Genomic DNA, 17,767 nt, shown 5'->3' with positions numbered 1-17,767 from the left:
TTTTTCATGTACATAAAAATCTTTGTTATTTTCACAATAGTTCTTTATAGTATATATAAAGGATAACTAATATTGAATAAATACAACAAAAAAGCTTTATTTTACATAATAAGAGGATGTGTATACGATGTCATTACAGACTAAATATATAGCGGGTATTTCGCTTGGGGTTATGGGTGTCGGCTTTGCGGCTTCTATCCCTTTTCAAGGAACGGTAGCAGGAGAGATTATACAAGGGGGATTTGAAGCTGGATTGGTTGGCGGGCTTGCAGATTGGTTCGCGGTTACTGCTTTATTCCGTCATCCGATGGGAATACCAATTCCGCATACAGCTTTGTTACCTAAAAACCGTAAACGGGTAACGAAAGGGCTCATCAATACGTTAGAAAATGAATGGCTGACGAAAGAAAGTATTACGAATAAAGTAAAAGAGATGCAGTTAGCACAAATGATACTGCAAATTGCTGAGAGAGAAATGCAGTCTGATGCTGTGAAAAAAGGCATTGTAACGATTGCTGAGAAGGCGATTGTTTCAATCGATACAGAAAAATTAGCGGTTATTATTGAAAAAGAATTAAAGACGTATTTACATACAATTAATACAAATAACATTTTACAAGTGCTTGTTGATCAATTAGTTGTGCAAGAATATGATGAAAAGACACTTGATTACATATTAGTGAAGGTAAAAGATTGGACAGCGCAAGATGAAGCTCGTTACCAGCTCGGTAGCTTAGGTATGAAGGCGATGGAAAATATAAAAGTAGATGGATTCTTGCAGTTTACTTTGAAATCATTTATGAATATTGTAGATGAAGATAAGATTGGCGGCATTTTGCAGAAGTTTATCATTAGTAATATTAACAGCTTACAAGAGGCTGATAATAGCACAAGACAACTTATATTAGCGAAGATTCGTCAAGAAATTATCAATGTAAAAGAAAATGAAGCCTTATTACAGGAATTAGAAAATTGGAAAGAAAAGTGGATTGCGAATTGGAATGCTACTGACAAAATAAAAGAGATGCTAGAGCAAGTACAGCAAAGAGCAGTTGCTTTTGTAAATAATGAAGAATTTGCTGATAAATATGTTATTCCATTTTTACAAAAACAAATGAATAAAATAAAAGAAGATGAACAAACTGTTCAAAAAATAGAGAAGTGGTTACAAAAGCAAGTTGTCACACTTGTGGAAAAGAACCATTCGAAAATTGGTAAGCTTGTACAAGAAAACCTTGATAAGTTAGATGATAAGACGTTAATCGAAATGATTGAAAATAACGTCGGTAAAGATTTACAGTGGATCCGAGTGAACGGGGCGGTTTGCGGATTTATGATTGGATTAGTGTTAGAAGGAATTAAAGCGATTATATGAGAAAAACCTTCCGCAATTGCGGAAGGTTTTTTATTTTTCGAGAACACTCATATTCAAATTATAAGCTTTCTCAATATTTAACTTGTACGTCCCATTTCCAGTTTTAATCGAATTTTTATACCAATGTTCTTGGTTGTTTAATTCTGGATGTTCTTCTGAAGAAGTATTTTCGTTTTTCGTTAAATCTTCTACTTGTTCCCAAGGTGTACTTCCATGTGTTTCTTTTTGATTCGTTACTGCTGTTAAAGATACATCACTTTCTTTTGCAAGATGGACAGACACTCTTGAGCTTTCCTGTACAAACCAATTATTTTGTAATTGACCTGGATAAAGAGATAGTTCGTTATTTGAAGCACGGATTTCCACATTTTTATTTTGCGGAAGAACAAGCGTTGGTTTCACCTGTGGTGCTGAATTAAATAATGTATGCTGAACAGGTAAAGATTTTAAAGTGATATACATCGTTTCTCCAGCCGTTTGAACTGAAAGGAAATCATCTCGTTTTAAATTGAGTTTTTCATTTGCTTTCGTTGTCATTTCATAAGTTCCCAAAAGATGAATTTGATTTGTATTATTTCCCTCTATCGTTAGAGGCTGATGTCCTGCATCTACTACGATTTTTTTGATAGATTCAGGTATATCAAATTGTCCGTCTGGAATATTACTCGTTTGCCTCGTTGTGTTAATAGAGTGACGAACTTCTTCTAGTAATCCAGTTGATAATAAACAGTAAAAAGCAATTCCGACGCTTCCTAAAACGCCGATAAAGAAAATACTAAAAATATCATATTTAATAAATGATTGTTCCTTCTTAGAAAATAGAAGGTATAGTAAAACTTCGGCTCCAAGTATGATGAGTAAAACTGGCCACCATGCAGTTAGTGTATCTAATACTTGAATTCCTTTTACGACTGAAAATAGTAAAAAGCATCCTAACGATATAATAGAAAGCCCCATTGAGAATGTTCCAACACGCCAAGTCCTCATTCGCTTGTCCCACCTTTGTTTTCTTTATTTCCAAGTAACAATTTAAAGCCGCCGCCAATTAAAAGGAGCGCAACGATAGATGTTTGGAAATAGCGATAATATAGTTCACTAAGATGAATATTAAATATAGTTACAAAATAATCATTCAAAATAGGAAGGACTGTTTGATTTAATAAATAATAACCACCGAGTGTAATTAATCCGATACCGATCCATCTTTGATGATTTATAAAATAATCGATAATGGGTTCGTCTTGAACTCGTTCTTTTCCGTATTTTGCTGTTTGCTGTAACGCATCAAAAAAGCTATAGAACCAAATGATTGGTACTAAAAATAAAAACGCAGAAAGTCTTAATAAGTCGAGTAAATAAATAGATAGTAAGAAGGCTGCCATAAGCTGAAGACCACGGCGTTGTAAGCCTAAATACATATGACCTGCTCCAGGGAACATTGCTAAAATAGAAGCAAATGTTTTACTTTTCTTTCCCTGCTCTCGATGTTCTTCAAAATCTTCGAAAATAGTACGGTCAATTAATTGCTCGCCACGTTCTTTTTTCTGTAGTTGCTGAACAACGTCAAAGAAATTATAAATCCATAAAACAGGTAACGTAATAAGGAAGATAAGAAAACTTTCTTGCGATGTTAAAAGTGCAACGAAAATGATCATACTTCCGATTCCTGTGCAAGCTACTAAAAATGTAAGTCCGCGTTGCATAAGTCCTAATTGGAAATGGCCAAGTCCAGGGATGATGGATAAGAGAATGATATAAAATCGTTCGCTCTCTTTAGAGGAATTTATCACTTCTCCAGCTTCTTGCTTTTTCGTTTGGTTTATAATGGTGATAACTAAATCTAGTAAGTTAATTACCCATAGAACAGCTAGTAAAAATAGAGAAAGAAAAGCAATATCACGTTCTCTTACTACTATGGTACAAAATACTGCAAAGGAGAATAGAAATAGTGATCCCCCGCTATATAAAATAAACCGTCCTAGCTTTTTTAAGTATAAATGTCCAAGCCCAGGAATTAGCCCTAATACAAGTGCTAAAAAGGGATTTTTATTCATGCTTTGAACCTCCGTCCTTTTTCGATGTGTCTACCGATTTGTTTACAATTTGTTGTGAAATAGAAGACTCGTTATGTTTTGAAGATTTCTCTAAATTTGATGTCGCTGTAAAAATATACTGAAATAAACCACTTACCATAAAAATAATTGTAGCCGCAGTCGCAATTATGTAATGAATGATCGTGCGCTTTAGTGAGGTTGTTTTTATATTTTCATTAGACTGTAGTGTTTCAAAATTAATTTGCGTCATAACTTCGTTCGTAAATGAATCATCATTTATCATTGGAAGGTTTTCATGTTGTTCATCAATACTTTCCATATAAAGTGCTAAACAATGATCACATTCATAAAGATGTTCTTCCATAGATTCACGTTCATTACTTTCTATAAAATCTAATGTATAATTGCGCCAATCTTCTTTTGAATAATGCATCATAGAAACTCTTCCTCCTTCCAATGTTTTTTAATCCATTTTCGTGCTCGATACAGTTTCATTTCGACTGTTTTTACTTCGATGTTTTCCTGTAAAGCAATTTCTTGATAGCTCTTTTCTTCTAAGTAATGTGCGAGAACAACGTCACGGTAATTTTCGGGAAGTTCTCGCAGTTTTTGAGCAATGAGTAATTTTTGCTCTTTCGTCAATAATAAAGCCTCAATATTATGAGAGGACTGTATATTTTCCTCAGCTTCTTTACATAAGGAGAGTTCTTCACTTTCTCTAGCTTTCTTTCTCTTATAATCAATAGCGTGATTGGTGGCAATACGTGCCATCCACGTTTTTAATCCGCGAAATTGATAATTTGGGAGAGAGGTGTGAATTTTTACGAATACTTCTTGTGTAACATCTTTCGAATCTTCTTCATGTCTTAAAATAGAAAAGATAACTTGAAAAATATAATGACGATATGTTTGTACAAGGATACGAAAAGCATGCTCGCTTCCTTGCTGTGCTTTTTCAATTAATTGTTTTTCCTCAATCGGTCTCTCCCTCCTTTTTGACGCATTCTATTATATAGACGTAAAGAATGATAAGTCACCCTACACATTTTGTAAAAAAAGAATAATATATTTTTTGCGGGAGAGCTAGATGAAAAAAGGTGTGAAAAAATGGTAAAGAGAAGTATATAATGAGCAAGTAGGAAATGTTACACGGAGAAAGGATGTGAATGTTAGTAGGGAAAGGTCCATACTAACAAACATGAAAATTAAAATATTAATAGCAGATGATAACTCTTTTATTAGAGAAGGCATGAAAATTATTTTAAATACATACGAAGAGTTTGAAGTAGTAGATACTGTAAATGATGGGGAAGAAGCTGTAGCGTATTGTAAAAAGCATGAAGTTGATATTGCTCTTTTAGATGTTCGTATGCCAAATATGAACGGTGTAGAGGCGACGAAGTTCATTTGTGAAGAGACGAAAACAAAACCGCTTATTTTAACGACGTTTGATGATGATGAATATATTTTGGATGCAGTAAAAAACGGAGCGAAAGGTTATTTATTAAAAAATAACGATCCGGAGCGTATTCGTGATGCGATAAAAGGAGTATATAACGGTCAAACTGTTATGCAAGATGTTGTCCTCGATAAAATTAAGTCTAATTTAATGGAAAGTAAAGAGGAAGAATGTAAAATTGATAAGAGCCTTTTCACAGAAAGGGAGCTTAGTATTATCGCATTAATTGCAAAAGGTTTCTCAAATAAAGAAATTTCGAAACAGCTTTTTATATCTGAGGGAACAATTGCAAATTATATTACGTCAGTTTTAGGGAAAACTGGACTTGAACATCGCACACAAATTGCGATTTATTACTTAACAGGGAAAGTAGATTAATGATATGGAATTTTGGTTAACTGTAAGTAAATTAATTGTCTTTTTATATATTGTGTTCAGTTATATTTACGCAAATGTAGCAAATTTACCGTGGGTTATATTTACTTTACTTATTTACCTTTCTGTAAACGTAATGATTTCTATATTTAAAAAAGATACGTATAAAAAAATATTAATCTGTATATCCATTGGCATAGTTATGTTATTTACATGGAGGGTTCATCCATTTTTTATTTTGTTTTTACCTTTGAACTTATACGAAATTACATTCTATTACATAGAAAAGAATTGGCCAAGCTTTGTCGTTATGATGCTCCCAATTACGATTGCAGATGAAAGTATTCGAATGACTTATGGATTAATTGTTGCATTTTCTTTTCTCGTTTTAACTATTGCAGATCGATATATATCGCGTGTAGTAAAGCTTGAATCGCAAAATGATAAGATGCGAAAAGATATGCAACGACTTACGAAAAGCTTACATGAAAATAAAGAGTACATAAGACAATCTGAATACACATTTAAGCTAGAAGAGAGAAATCGGTTATCGCAAGAAATTCATGATAAAATTGGTCACTCGATGACGGGTGCACTTATTCAAATGGAGGCAGCAAAGAGGTTAATGGAAATAGATAAAGAAAAATCTGCGGAGTTATTACAAAATGCAATTCACATTTCAAAAGATGGAATTGAAAGTATTCGCATTACATTGAAAAATATGAAGCCACCAACTGAGCAAATTGGTATTCATCGTATGAAATTATTCATAGAGGAATTTGCCGGTAAGAATGATGTGAATATTCCTTTCGTTTATAAAGGGAACTTAGATATGATTTCTCCGATACAGTGGAAAATTATTGGTGAAAATGTTATGGAGGCATTAACGAACGCGATGAAGTATGCTGATGCGACAGTCATCTCAATTGATATTCATGTACTTAACAAGATGGTGAAAGTACAAGTGAAGGATAACGGAAAAGGTGCGGTTCTCGTTAAGAAAGGTCTCGGGATTATGGGGATGGAGGAGCGAACAGCGTCAGTAAACGGAAAAATTATTGTAGATGGAACAAGTGGTTTTGCAGTAACAATGTTGTTGCCGATATGAGGATGAATCATCTCATATGAAAAAAGTGAATAATCTCATGTGAAAAGAATGAACTTCTGCACTGAGCAGGTTCATTCTTTTTGTTTATACTAAAAGCAGAGAAACCGAAATAGGGGTGAAATGATGAATACATTAGAAATTAAAAATTTAACGAAAAAATTTGGTGATTTCATCGCAGTTGATAATATGTCTTTATCTATTAAAGAAGGAGAAATATTTGGCTTTTTAGGATCGAATGGTGCTGGTAAGAGTACAACGATTAATATGATTGCTGGTTTGTTAAGAAGTAATGAAGGCGAAATTAGCATACTAGGAAAAAATATAAAGAAACATAACCGATTTGCGAAGATGAATATCGGTATCGTTCCGCAAGATATTGCGATTTATGAAGAGTTAACTGCCTATGAAAATGTGAAATTCTTTGCTGGGTTGTACGGATTAAGAGGAGTTGAGCTAAAAGCGAGAGTGGAGGAAGCACTGCAATTTGTGGGGCTTAGCGATAAACATAAAAGTTATCCGAAAAACTTTTCTGGCGGGATGAAACGAAGATTGAATATTGCTTGTGCAATTGCACATAGACCGAAGTTAATTATTATGGATGAACCGACAGTTGGAATTGATCCGCAGTCAAGAAACTATATTCTTCAGTCTGTCCGGAAGTTAAATGAAATGGGAAGCACTATTATTTACACGAGCCACTACATGGAAGAAGTAGAAGAGATTTGTACGAAAATCGCAATTGTCGACCACGGTAAAGTGATTGCAGAAGGTACGAAAGAACAGTTAAAAGCGATTATTACAGATACGAAAGATATTTGGATTGAAGTGAAGTCAGTAGAAAATTTAGATGTAGAAAAGTTAAAAGAGATAAACGGTGTGAAAGCTGTTCAAATTGAAGAGAACGTAATCAAGGTAAACTCGGATGCAGGATTAAATAATTTAAATCAAATTATTCAGCATTTCATTAATCATGACATTGAAATTCGTTCGTTAGAGGAGCAGGCTCCAAACTTAGAAACAGTATTTCTTACGTTAACCGGAAGAAACTTACGAGATAAATAAAAGGTAAATGAAGAAAAGGTAAAGGGAGGTTCATCAATTGAACATCTTCAATATTGCAATTATGCATATTAAAAGAGATTTCAGAGACGTAAGAACTTTAGTTTTTATGTTAGCATTTCCGATTGTACTTATGCTTGTGTTAGGAACAGCGTTAACCAACGCATTTAATAGTGATAGTCATTCGATTAAAGATATACAAGTGCTATATAAAGATGAAGCGAGTAGCACGTTTTCTCAATCATTTGCAGCATTTACGAAAGAAGTGGATAAATCAGGTATTCATTTTAAAAAAGCTTCCGGCAGTATAGATGGGAAAGAAGAAGTGAAGAAAAATAAATATGCTGCTTATGTAGAGTTAAATAAAGGTGGTGCAAAATTTTACGGAAGTGACAAAAGTAGTATTGAGGGGAGTATTGTGGAAGGAATGCTTACAACATTTGTTGATAAGTACAATGTAGCGGTCGAAGTTGCAAAAGTAGATCCTACTAAGGTGAGCACAGTTATTTCAAACGGAAACCATAATGATTATATAAAAGAAACATCTTTACAAGCTGCGAAAAAACCAGGTTCTATGGATTACTACGCGGTTGTAATGACAACGATGATTGCACTGTATGCTGCGATGGGAGCGAGTTCTTTAATTCGAGGAGAACGAATACGTAAAACAGGAGATCGTCTCATTGCTGCACCTATAAGTAAAGCTGAAATATTCATTGGAAAAGTACTTGGTAGCCTAGTAGCAAATGCCCTGTGCATATTACTCGTCATGTTATTTAGTAAATTTGTTTTTCAAGCGAATTGGGGCGACCATCTTGGAATCATATTTCTTATTTTATTAACACAAGTCTTTCTAGCAATTAGCTTCGGTTTAGGAATCGGATATATCACGAAAACAGCTGAAGCGTCTAGGGCAATTATTATGGTTGTTGTGCAATTAGCTTCTATTTTTGGAGGTGCATATTTCGTAGTAGAAGAAAATTTCGTTACGAATTTATCGCCATTAACTTGGGCAAATACAGCTGTTATGAAAATTATTTATGCAAATGATGTAGGGGCAGCACTACCAGTCATTTCTTTAAACATTGGAATTTCAGCACTCTTTTTATTAATTGCAATTATTGCATTACGTAGACGGGAGGGGCTATAGTATGAAGGATATTTTATGGCTCATACAAAAAACGTTATCTGTGCTTTTGAAAAATAAAAAAAGTTTACTAATTATAATTAGCTTGCCGATAATAGGGACGCTCATTTCCTTCTCGATATACGGAAATGCAGGGCAAGGAACGTTAAATATCGGGATTGTAAATAAAGAAAATGAGCCGATAGCAAATGATACGATAAAGTTTTTAGAAGGATTAAATCATGTGAATGTGAGTAAGGTTAAGGAGTCTCAAATAGAAGATAAACTCACTTCCAAAAAACTTGATGGAGTTATTACATTAGATTCTGGTTTTTCAAAAAGTGTTCGAGAAGGGAAACCAGAGCATATTGAAATTTCATCGATTAAAGGTGATCAAGTAACAGGATTTATAAAATCATATTTATATAATTATATTGATAATATAGCAGCTATTAGTAAAGTAGCCGGAACAGATCAAAGCACATTCGACAATATGTACGCAGGGTATCAAAAAAGTTCATTTAAAATGAAAACTGAGACGCTAGAAGATACTTCGAAAAATAAAGATATGACAAATCAAACGATGGGTTACCTTATTATGTTTATGCTGTTTTCAGCAGCGAACTTATCAGGTCATATTTTAAAAGAAAAAGAGAATAGAACGTACTTTAGACTATTATCAACGCCGATAGATGGGAAGAAGTTTATATTATCTAATGTCGGAGTAAATATGATAATACTAACAGTACAAATTTTGATTACAATCCTATTCCTAACGAATGTTTTTCATACGAATATCAATATGCCTTTCATAGTGATGATGGGCGTACTAATGCTATTTGCATTAATCGCAATTGGAATATCATTAGTCCTTGTAGCTTTTTCGAAAAACTCAGCATCGGCAAATGCGATGCAAAATATGATCATTGTACCAACATGCTTACTTGCTGGATGTTATTTCCCATATGACATTATGCCAAGTGCAGTACAAAAAGTAGCTAATTTTCTTCCGCAGCGCTGGTTGTTAGATACGATATCAAAACTACAGCAGGGAATACCATTCTCGGAGTTGTATTTAAACATTTTAATTTTATTCGCTTTCGCAATTGCATTCTTCTTAATTGCTATTTATAAGTTTGGAAGAAATAATGACGCGAGAAATTTTGTTTAATGTGAAAAGGTGTGGCTTAATGCCATACCTTTTTTGTTTGAAACTTAGAGTATCTTTTGTAGTATAGGAATGCTTTTGTAGAGCACTTCGTTATGTGAAGCATGCAAAACATATTTATTTCCCTCTAGAAGAAAAACGCTATGTAGAACAGCGTTACCGTCACCATGTTTTGTAAGTAAATCACCGACGACTTTGCCGTCTGTCCATTTCAGTTTGGAATGTGAAGGGACGACTTGTAAATATTGAGTTGTTTCCTCTCCATCTCCGGCAATGAGTGTCGTTTCAATATTTCTTTTTTGTATAATAAATCTATTTGTATTTAATATATCGAGGAAAGGTTTTTTCATTTTCATCTTACTATAAGGAAGAAATGTAATAGAAGAGTCGGATTTTATAAATAAATAATTTCCGTAATCTTTACAAGGAATAACATCTTGTAATCCTGGAAAGTAAATGTGTATCGCCTCAACTTTATTGATTTTATGTAAGATGCTTAAGTAACAAATATATTGTTCCATATAAAAATGAACGATATTTATTTTAGAAGAGGCATGGATAGGGAGACTGCCTCCAGTCCAATAACTATAATTTGGTGGAGATCCAGCGTTTGGTGTGCAGAGTATTATAAGTTGATTCACATCATTTTTATATTCGTCACTTTGAACGTAAGAACGTCCAAGAAGGCCGCCCATACTATGACAAATTAAATTTAGTTTATCGCAACCTGTAATCTTTTTAGCATAAGCAATCGTTTGTAATAAATATTTTTGTGTAGAAAGAACAATACGCTGCCGCCAGTCATAAAAACAGATGAACAAGTCTTTATTTCGTTCGTACCCCATACTTTCTAGCATCATGATGAATGGTTCGTAAACAAATGCAGAAAGTCCAAAACTCCAATTACCAGTGCCGGGAATAATAATATTGCTCATTGAACCGAAAAGACCTGGGATAAAAACAATAGGAGTTTTTCCTTTTCTCATATTCGTATCTCCTTTAACTGTTCAGTATCAATAAAAATAAGAAATACATTTCGTATGAAAACATATTTAAATGAAACACTACGAAATAGTAAGGAATATGATTGGAAGGAAACCAAAATGATAAAAAAAATATTAAGAGTTACTTCTATTATTATTGCTATTTTCGTTTTTATTTTAATTTGTATGCATATCGATGTTACCTTAGGTAGGAAAATGGAAGCTGGAAAAAACATGCCGACAGAGTATGCGCCTCATTATAGTGATTTTCAATTATATGTAGAAGGGGAATCATTATATGAGCAGCTATTTGAAGATATTAAAAAAGCGAAAAGCTCCATCTACACTTATTTCTTCATTTTGTCGGATGATAAAAGTAGTCATACTTTTTTAAACTTATTAAAAGAGAAGGCAAAAGAAGGAGTAAACGTCTATTTATCAGTTGATCGCATTAATGATTTATCATTTGAAAGAAAGATGATAAATGAATTGCGGGAAAGTGGTGTGCATTTTACATATAGTAGAAAACCTGCATTGCCATTCGGATTTTATTCACTTCACCATCGTAATCATCGCCGTATTACGACGATTGATGGGGATATTGGCTATACAGGCGGATTTAATATAGGAGATGAGTACTTAGGGAAAGATAAGCGATTTGGATATTGGCGTGATTATCATGTACGGCTTAAAGGAGAAGGAGCAAAAGATTTAGAACAGCAATTCGCTTTAGATTGGAAACGAGATACGAAAGAAGAGATAAAGAGGAGTACGAATAAAGCTAGTAAAGGGAATACATTACATACTATGACTAGTTACAATGGGCATTACGTTGCTGAAAAATATATAGAGCTCATAAAACAAGCTCAGCACTCCATTGTAATTGCAACGCCGTATTTTATAGCAAAAAATAAAGAGTCCATGAATGCTTTAATCGCAGCACAAAAGCGTGGTGTTACAGTAAAAATACTTTGGTCATATAAACCAGATCTACCTCTTATAAAAGAAGCGGCGTATCCATACATACGTCAAGCTGTTAATAATGGGATTACTGTATATGGGTATAAAAAAGGAATGTTCCATGGCAAATTAATGCTTATTGATAATGAATTAACCGTTATTGGTACAACAAACTTTACTTCGCGTAGCTTCAATATAAATGATGAAATGAATTTTTATATTTATGGTGGTCCTATTGTAGGACAAGTTAATAAGGCGTTAACAGAGGATTTTCATGATTCGAAAGAAATGACGAAAGAGTTTTTTGAAAAGTTATCTTTTTGGGAGCGTTGTAAGGAGAAAGTGGCGGGATTGGTTGAGTTCTATTTGTGATGATGGATTAGGAAAGGGTGCCTACAAAAGGCACCCTTTTTGGTGGGAAATCATTATTTTTCATGCACCAGCATCGTAACATCATCATTAATCAACGTCCCCACATGTTCACCTAAACATATTTTTTTCATCACTCCAGGCTCATCAAAGTTAAAGACATGTGCTGGTAAATTGTAGTCCCGGGCAAGCAGTAATGCCGCTTGATCCATGACTTGTATATTTTGTCTAACGACATCATTATAGTTTAGTTTGCTGTACATTTTTGCTGATTTGTTATGCTTTGGATCACTTGTAAAAACACCGTCGACACCTTGTTTTGCGACTAATATGGCATCACTATTCATTTCGATGGCTCTTTGTACACTTGGATAATCTGTTGTCACGAACGGTTGCCCGTTTCCGCCTCCAAAGATAACGATATAGCCGTTATCTAAATGGTGGACTGCACGTAAGCGAATGTATGGTTCAGCTACTGCATTAAATGGAATGGACGTCATAACGCGTACTTCTCTATTTGTTTTACTTGTTAAAACACCGCGAAGCATTAAGCTGTTAATGATTGTACCTAGTGTACCGATATTATCAGCTTCTACGCGATCAATTCCCCACTCTTCAGCTAGATGCCCCCTAAAAATGTTACCGCCACCGATGACGATGGATACTTCGATACCTAAATCAACAATGGATAAAATTTCGTTTGCGATATGTTCTAATCGTTTGGAGTTAAAGCTATTTCCAGTTTGATCGGCAAGTGCACCGCCGCTTAATTTAATTAAGACACGTTTATATGGCCTCATAACAATTCCCCCTATATAGATCGCAATAAAAAAGGAACAAAGGCGAATGCCTTTGTTCCTTTTTAAGAAAATGAAAAAGAAAAGAAGAAGATAGGACGAATTGCTTTGTATAGTTTTTCATAACATCCACTCCTTTTCATTTTGATTTGTTTTAAGTATATATCTTTTTGATTATACGAAACAATCTGATTACTTATCAAGTTTATTTTATCGTTTTTTAACAAAATGGTGTCAATGAAAAAAAGAAGAAAAATATTTGAATTTTTTGTGACGAACTTGTAGGTTTTTGTATGATTTTGTAGGTTCGCTTATAAGATGTGTGAGTAGCTTTTATAAATTCAAATTGAAAGCGTTCGCATGAAGGGGATGAACATAAATGAAAAAATTCGGATTGGCAACACAAATTTTTGTCGCGCTTGTTTTAGGGATTGTAGTAGGGGCAGTCTTTTATGGCAATAAAACGGCGATTTCTTATATCACACCAATTGGGGATATATTTATTCACTTAATTAAGATGATTGTAGTACCAATTGTTATTTCAGCATTAATTGTTGCAGTAGCTGGTGTAGGAGATATGAAGAAGCTTGGGAAACTGGGTGGTAAGACAATTCTTTATTTCGAAATTATTACGACGATTGCTATTCTAATGGGATTACTTGCAGCGAATATATTCCAACCAGGTACTGGTGTTGATATGAGTAATTTACAGCAAAGTGATATTTCTTCTTATAAACAAACTGCAGATGCAACAGAGAAGAAAGGTTTCGCTGAGACAATTGTTCACATTGTACCGAAAAACGTATTTGAATCGATTGCACAAGGTGACCTATTGCCGATTATATTCTTCTCAGTATTATTCGGCTTAGGAGTTGCGGCAATTGGGGAAAAAGGAAAACCTGTCTTTAACTTTTTTGAAGGCGTACTCGAAGCCATGTTTTGGGTTACAAATCAAGTTATGAAATTTGCACCATTTGGTGTATTCGCATTAATTGCCGTTACGGTTGCAAAATTTGGTGTAGCAACACTACTTCCGCTAGGAAAACTAGTGCTAGCTGTATACGTAACTGTTATACTATTCGTTGTGATTGTATTAGGTATTAATGCACGAATGGTTGGAGTAAACATTTTTACATTAATAAAAATTTTAAAAGAAGAATTGATTCTTTCATTTACGACAGCAAGTTCAGAAGCTGTTTTACCTAATATAATGAGAAAAATGGAAGAGTTCGGTTGTCCAAAGGCAGTTGCCTCTTTCGTAATTCCGACAGGTTATACATTTAACTTGACTGGATCGGCTATTTATCAAGCGTTAGCGGCATTGTTTGTTGCACAAATGTACGGTGTGCACATGTCACTAACGGAGCAAATAACGTTATTATTCGTTCTCATGTTAACATCCAAAGGTATGGCGGGAGTTCCAGGTGCATCGTTCGTTGTTGTATTAGCAACGTTAGGTTCAATGGGGTTACCACTAGAAGGTATCGCATTAATTGCGGGAATTGACCGCATTTTAGATATGATTCGCTCATCTGTCAATGTATTAGGAAATGCATTAGCGGCCATTGTTATGTCGAAGTGGGAAGGCGAATTCGATAATGAGAAAGCAAAACAATATGTAGAAACAGTCAAAGAAACAAAAGCAGCATAAGAAATCGTTAAGGAGTGAATAATCATGGCAACATTAACTGAAGTTAAAAATGGTGTTCGAATTGAAAAAGATTTTTTAGGTGAAAAAGAAGTACCAAACTATGCATACTACGGCGTACAAACAATGCGTGCAGTTGAAAACTTCCCAATTACAGGATACAAAATCCATGAAGGTTTAATTAAAGCGTTCGCAGTTGTAAAAAAAGCTGCAGCGCTTGCGAATACAGATGTAGGAAGATTGGAATTAAACAAGGGCGGTGCGATCGCAGAAGCTGCTCAAGAAATTCTTGATGGAAAATGGCATGATCATTTCATTGTAGATCCAATCCAAGGCGGAGCAGGTACTTCAATGAACATGAATGCAAATGAAGTCATTGCCAATCGTGCTCTTGAATTATTAGGAATGGAAAAGGGAGACTATCATTATATTAGTCCAAATAGTCATGTGAACATGGCGCAATCAACAAATGATGCATTCCCAACGGCGATTCATATCGCAACGTTAAATGCATTAGAAGGCTTATTACAAACGATGGGTTATATGCATGATGTATTTGAATTAAAAGCAGAACAGTTTGACCATGTTATTAAAATGGGTCGTACACATTTACAAGATGCGGTGCCAATTCGTCTTGGACAAGAGTTTAAAGCATACTCTCGTGTACTTGAACGTGATATGAAACGAATTCAACAATCGCGTCAACATTTATATGAAGTAAATATGGGGGCAACTGCAGTTGGTACAGGCTTAAATGCAGATCCAGAATATATTGAAGCAGTTGTAAAACATTTAGCTGCAATTAGTGAATTACCGCTTGTTGGTGCAGAAGATTTAGTAGATGCGACGCAAAATACGGATGCTTATACTGAAGTATCTGCAGCGCTTAAAGTATGTATGATGAATATGTCTAAAATTGCGAATGACCTTCGCTTAATGGCATCAGGTCCGCGTGTTGGTTTAGCGGAAATTATGTTACCAGCTCGTCAACCAGGTTCATCTATTATGCCAGGGAAAGTAAACCCTGTTATGCCAGAGGTAATTAATCAAATTGCGTTCCAAGTAATTGGTAATGACCATACAATTTGCCTTGCTTCAGAAGCAGGACAATTAGAATTAAACGTTATGGAACCAGTACTTGTTTTCAACTTACTTCAATCGATTAGCATTATGAATAACGGTTTCCGTGCCTTTACAGATAATTGCTTAAAAGGAATTGAAGCGAATGAAGATCGCTTAAAAGAGTATGTTGAGAAAAGTGTAGGAATTATTACAGCCGTGAACCCTCATATCGGTTATGAAGCAGCAGCTCGCGTTGCGAAAGAAGCAATTGCAACAGGCCAATCCGTTCGAGAACTTTGTGTGAAAAATGGTGTATTGTCACAAGAAGACTTAGAGTTAATTCTAGATCCATTCGAAATGACACACCCAGGGATTGCAGGAGCAACTCTTTTAAAGAAAAATTAAAAGAAGAGGGGGACAATCCCCTCTTTTTTGTTTACAATATAGAAATGCTATATATGAATAGAGGTAGGGATGTTATGAGCAAGTTTACAGTAGCTTCTAATGGTGCATTAGAAACAACATTAAGAGGAGCAGAAGTATTATCAACACCACTTTTAAATAAAGGGGTAGCTTTCACACAAAATGAAAGAGAAGAGTTAGGTTTAAAAGGGTTATTACCGCCAGCGGTTTTAACGTTAGAAGAACAGGCACGCCGAGCATACGAACAATTTAGTTCTCAGCCGGATGATTTATTAAAGAATGTATACTTAACTGCGTTACATGATCGAAATGAAGTATTATTTTATCGTATATTAACAGATCATTTACGTGAAATGTTACCGATTGTATATACACCAACTGTCGGTGTAGCAATTCAAAGATATAGTCATGAATATCGTAAACCACGTGGTGTTTATTTATCAATTAACGATCCATCAGGTATTGAAGAAGCATTCACGAATATCGGTGCAACAGCTGAGAACATTGATTTAGTCGTTGTAACAGATGGAGAAGGCATATTAGGAATTGGTGACTGGGGCGTTGGTGGTATTAACATCGCAATCGGAAAATTAGCTGTTTACACTGCTGCAGTTGGAATCGATCCTAGTCGTGTATTACCGGTAATTTTAGATGTAGGTACAAACCGTGAGGAGTTATTAAACAATCCATTTTATATTGGAAATCGTCACCCTCGTATAACAGGTGAAGCTTACGATGAATTTATTGATACGTTTGTACAAGCGGTAAACAAACAATTCCCGAAAGCACTTTTACATTGGGAAGACTTTAGCTCTCGTAACGCACGAAAAATTTTAGATAAATATCGTCATGATGTTTGTACGTTTAATGATGATATTCAAGGTACAGGTGCAGTTTCACTTGCGGCAGTATTATCGGCAGTGAAAGCTTCTGGTGTACCGCTAAGTGAACACCGCGTTGTTGTATTTGGTGCTGGTACGGCTGGAATCGGTATCGCAGATCAAGTTAGAGATGCGATGGTCCGCGTAGGCGTATCTGAAGAAGAATCATATAAGCGTTTCTGGTGTATTGATCGTAACGGGTTAGTTACAGATAATATGGAAGATCTTCTTGATTTCCAAATTCCGTACGCAAGAAAAGAAGCAGAAGTAAGTGAGTGGAAAGAAAATGATGTGATCGGACTTGCTGAAGTTGTGAAACATGTAAAACCGACAATTTTAATTGGTACATCTACTGTTGCAGGTGCATTTAAAGAAGAGATTATTAAAGAAATGGCTTCTCACGTAGAAAGACCAATTATTTTACCAATGTCGAATCCGACGCCACTTGCTGAAGCAAAACCAGCAGATTTAATCGAGTGGACAGAAGGAAGAGCGTTAGTTGCAACAGGAAGTCCATTTGAACCAGTTACATATAACGGTGTAACGTATGTGATTGGACAATCAAATAATGCACTTATTTTCCCAGGTCTTGGTCTTGGAACAATTGTAGTACGAGCAAGTGTCATGACGGATGGAATGTTCGCAGCAGCTGCTGAGGCAGTTGCAAGTATGGTAGATACAAGTCAGCCAGGAGCACCTATTTTACCAGAGGTCGAAGAATTACGTAATATCTCAGAAATGGTTGCAATTGAAGTAGCTAAAGTTGCAGTTGCAGAAGGTGTTGCAAGAGTGAACTTAAGTGATAACGATATCAAGATGGCAGTGAAAGAAGCAATGTGGAAGCCAGAGTATCGCCAAATAAAAGCGGTAGAAAAGGTTAGAATATAGAAAAAAAGCCCGTTTATAACAATAAGCGGGCT

Annotated in this window: 16 protein-coding genes; 10 read left to right on the top strand and 6 right to left on the bottom strand. The window is 35.0% G+C overall.

All coding sequences use genetic code 11. The annotated features are described in order from the left end of the window. The first annotated feature begins 127 nt into the window (after nt 1-127). Nucleotides 128-1,375: a DUF445 domain-containing protein gene (locus AB6801_RS03265; protein WP_097999172.1), complete on the top strand. Its 1,248-nt coding sequence runs from the start codon at nt 128-130 to the stop codon at nt 1,373-1,375. A gap of 30 nt (nt 1,376-1,405) precedes the next feature. On the opposite strand, the gene exsE is transcribed toward AB6801_RS03265, so the two are convergent. From exsE to AB6801_RS03245, 4 genes are read right to left on the bottom strand one after another with little or no spacing between them, the layout of a single operon-like run. Further along, on the bottom strand, nt 1,406-2,362 hold the full coding sequence (exsE, locus tag AB6801_RS03260; protein ID WP_001261427.1) for an exosporium protein ExsE: 957 nt from the start codon (nt 2,360-2,362) through the stop codon (nt 1,406-1,408). Beyond that, complete coding sequence (locus AB6801_RS03255) at nt 2,359-3,429, bottom strand: hypothetical protein (RefSeq protein ID WP_001039124.1); 1,071 nt, start codon at nt 3,427-3,429, stop codon at nt 2,359-2,361. Before AB6801_RS03255 ends, exsE begins: the two co-directional genes overlap by 4 nt. Further along, on the bottom strand, nt 3,422-3,865 hold the full coding sequence (locus tag AB6801_RS03250; protein WP_000972351.1) for a hypothetical protein: 444 nt from the start codon (nt 3,863-3,865) through the stop codon (nt 3,422-3,424). Before AB6801_RS03250 ends, AB6801_RS03255 begins: the two co-directional genes overlap by 8 nt. Then, a complete protein-coding gene (locus tag AB6801_RS03245) occupies nt 3,862-4,350 on the bottom strand; it encodes an RNA polymerase sigma factor (protein ID WP_071686419.1) in 489 nt (162 codons plus the stop codon). The genes AB6801_RS03250 and AB6801_RS03245 overlap by 4 nt, the downstream gene beginning before the upstream one ends. A gap of 277 nt (nt 4,351-4,627) precedes the next feature. Here AB6801_RS03245 and AB6801_RS03240 point away from each other — a divergent pair, with 277 nt between their 5' ends. From AB6801_RS03240 to AB6801_RS03220, 5 genes are all read left to right on the top strand, one after another. Next, nucleotides 4,628-5,266 carry a response regulator transcription factor gene (locus AB6801_RS03240; RefSeq protein WP_000694093.1) on the top strand — a complete coding sequence of 213 codons (639 nt, stop codon included), beginning with the start codon at nt 4,628-4,630 and terminating at the stop codon, nt 5,264-5,266. 4 nt (nt 5,267-5,270) lie between these two features. Beyond that, complete coding sequence (locus tag AB6801_RS03235; RefSeq protein ID WP_065704408.1) at nt 5,271-6,371, top strand: sensor histidine kinase; 1,101 nt, start codon at nt 5,271-5,273, stop codon at nt 6,369-6,371. 123 nt (nt 6,372-6,494) lie between these two features. After that, nucleotides 6,495-7,433 carry an ABC transporter ATP-binding protein gene (locus tag AB6801_RS03230; RefSeq protein WP_001093830.1) on the top strand — a complete coding sequence of 313 codons (939 nt, stop codon included), beginning with the start codon at nt 6,495-6,497 and terminating at the stop codon, nt 7,431-7,433. 37 nt (nt 7,434-7,470) lie between these two features. Continuing rightward, entirely contained in the window at nt 7,471-8,580 is a 1,110-nt protein-coding gene (locus tag AB6801_RS03225; protein ID WP_097999174.1) for an ABC transporter permease, read from the top strand. 1 nt (nt 8,581) lies between these two features. After that, nucleotides 8,582-9,727 carry an ABC transporter permease gene (locus AB6801_RS03220; RefSeq protein WP_058839107.1) on the top strand — a complete coding sequence of 382 codons (1,146 nt, stop codon included), beginning with the start codon at nt 8,582-8,584 and terminating at the stop codon, nt 9,725-9,727. A 44-nt stretch (nt 9,728-9,771) separates the two neighbouring features. Here the strand turns inward: AB6801_RS03220 and AB6801_RS03215 are convergent, their stop codons facing one another. After that, the gene (locus tag AB6801_RS03215) at nt 9,772-10,710 is read right to left on the bottom strand and encodes an esterase/lipase family protein (RefSeq protein ID WP_097999175.1); all 939 of its coding nucleotides are present in this window, start codon (nt 10,708-10,710) and stop codon (nt 9,772-9,774) included. A 117-nt stretch (nt 10,711-10,827) separates the two neighbouring features. Between AB6801_RS03215 and cls the strand changes: the two genes are divergently transcribed. Further along, nucleotides 10,828-12,039 carry a cardiolipin synthase gene (cls, locus tag AB6801_RS03210; protein ID WP_097999176.1) on the top strand — a complete coding sequence of 404 codons (1,212 nt, stop codon included), beginning with the start codon at nt 10,828-10,830 and terminating at the stop codon, nt 12,037-12,039. A gap of 53 nt (nt 12,040-12,092) precedes the next feature. On the opposite strand, the gene pyrH is transcribed toward cls, so the two are convergent. Further along, nucleotides 12,093-12,836, bottom strand: a complete 744-nt coding sequence (pyrH, locus tag AB6801_RS03205; RefSeq protein WP_001248059.1) for a UMP kinase — start codon at nt 12,834-12,836, stop codon at nt 12,093-12,095. A 376-nt stretch (nt 12,837-13,212) separates the two neighbouring features. On the opposite strand from pyrH, the gene AB6801_RS03200 reads away from it, so the two are divergent. The 3 genes from AB6801_RS03200 to malS all read left to right on the top strand — a co-directional run bounded on the left by AB6801_RS03200 (nt 13,213) and on the right by malS (nt 17,735). Next, the gene (locus tag AB6801_RS03200) at nt 13,213-14,484 is read left to right on the top strand and encodes a cation:dicarboxylate symporter family transporter (RefSeq protein WP_000713291.1); all 1,272 of its coding nucleotides are present in this window, start codon (nt 13,213-13,215) and stop codon (nt 14,482-14,484) included. Nucleotides 14,485-14,508: 24 nt separating this feature from the next. Next, nucleotides 14,509-15,948 (top strand): aspartate ammonia-lyase, encoded by a 1,440-nt coding sequence (aspA, locus tag AB6801_RS03195; protein WP_000224190.1) that lies wholly within the window; start codon nt 14,509-14,511, stop codon nt 15,946-15,948. Nucleotides 15,949-16,022: 74 nt separating this feature from the next. Further along, nucleotides 16,023-17,735 (top strand): oxaloacetate-decarboxylating malate dehydrogenase, encoded by a 1,713-nt coding sequence (gene malS / locus AB6801_RS03190; protein WP_016109742.1) that lies wholly within the window; start codon nt 16,023-16,025, stop codon nt 17,733-17,735. Nucleotides 17,736-17,767 lie beyond the last annotated feature (32 nt).

Origin of the sequence: Bacillus sp. RCC_6_1 (genome assembly GCF_041360755.1) — a bacterium.
GTDB classification, from domain to species: domain Bacteria; phylum Bacillota; class Bacilli; order Bacillales; family Bacillaceae_G; genus Bacillus_A; species Bacillus_A cereus.
The sequence above is the reverse complement of the archived record's forward strand: the minus strand, read 5'-3'. Positions and strand labels throughout refer to the sequence as shown.

Coding starts and splice junctions, on each gene's coding strand:
- AB6801_RS03220 (WP_058839107.1), top strand. CDS start 8,582: ATGAAGGATATTTTATGGCTCATACAAAAAACGTTATCTGTGCTTTTG.
- aspA (WP_000224190.1), top strand. CDS start 14,509: ATGGCAACATTAACTGAAGTTAAAAATGGTGTTCGAATTGAAAAAGAT.
- AB6801_RS03200 (WP_000713291.1), top strand. CDS start 13,213: ATGAAAAAATTCGGATTGGCAACACAAATTTTTGTCGCGCTTGTTTTA.
- AB6801_RS03265 (WP_097999172.1), top strand. CDS start 128: ATGTCATTACAGACTAAATATATAGCGGGTATTTCGCTTGGGGTTATG.
- AB6801_RS03215 (WP_097999175.1), bottom strand. CDS start 10,710: ATGAGAAAAGGAAAAACTCCTATTGTTTTTATCCCAGGTCTTTTCGGT.
- AB6801_RS03230 (WP_001093830.1), top strand. CDS start 6,495: ATGAATACATTAGAAATTAAAAATTTAACGAAAAAATTTGGTGATTTC.
- AB6801_RS03240 (WP_000694093.1), top strand. CDS start 4,628: ATGAAAATTAAAATATTAATAGCAGATGATAACTCTTTTATTAGAGAA.
- cls (WP_097999176.1), top strand. CDS start 10,828: ATGATAAAAAAAATATTAAGAGTTACTTCTATTATTATTGCTATTTTC.
- AB6801_RS03255 (WP_001039124.1), bottom strand. CDS start 3,429: ATGAATAAAAATCCCTTTTTAGCACTTGTATTAGGGCTAATTCCTGGG.
- AB6801_RS03235 (WP_065704408.1), top strand. CDS start 5,271: ATGGAATTTTGGTTAACTGTAAGTAAATTAATTGTCTTTTTATATATT.
- AB6801_RS03250 (WP_000972351.1), bottom strand. CDS start 3,865: ATGATGCATTATTCAAAAGAAGATTGGCGCAATTATACATTAGATTTT.
- pyrH (WP_001248059.1), bottom strand. CDS start 12,836: ATGAGGCCATATAAACGTGTCTTAATTAAATTAAGCGGCGGTGCACTT.
- malS (WP_016109742.1), top strand. CDS start 16,023: ATGAGCAAGTTTACAGTAGCTTCTAATGGTGCATTAGAAACAACATTA.
- exsE (WP_001261427.1), bottom strand. CDS start 2,362: ATGAGGACTTGGCGTGTTGGAACATTCTCAATGGGGCTTTCTATTATA.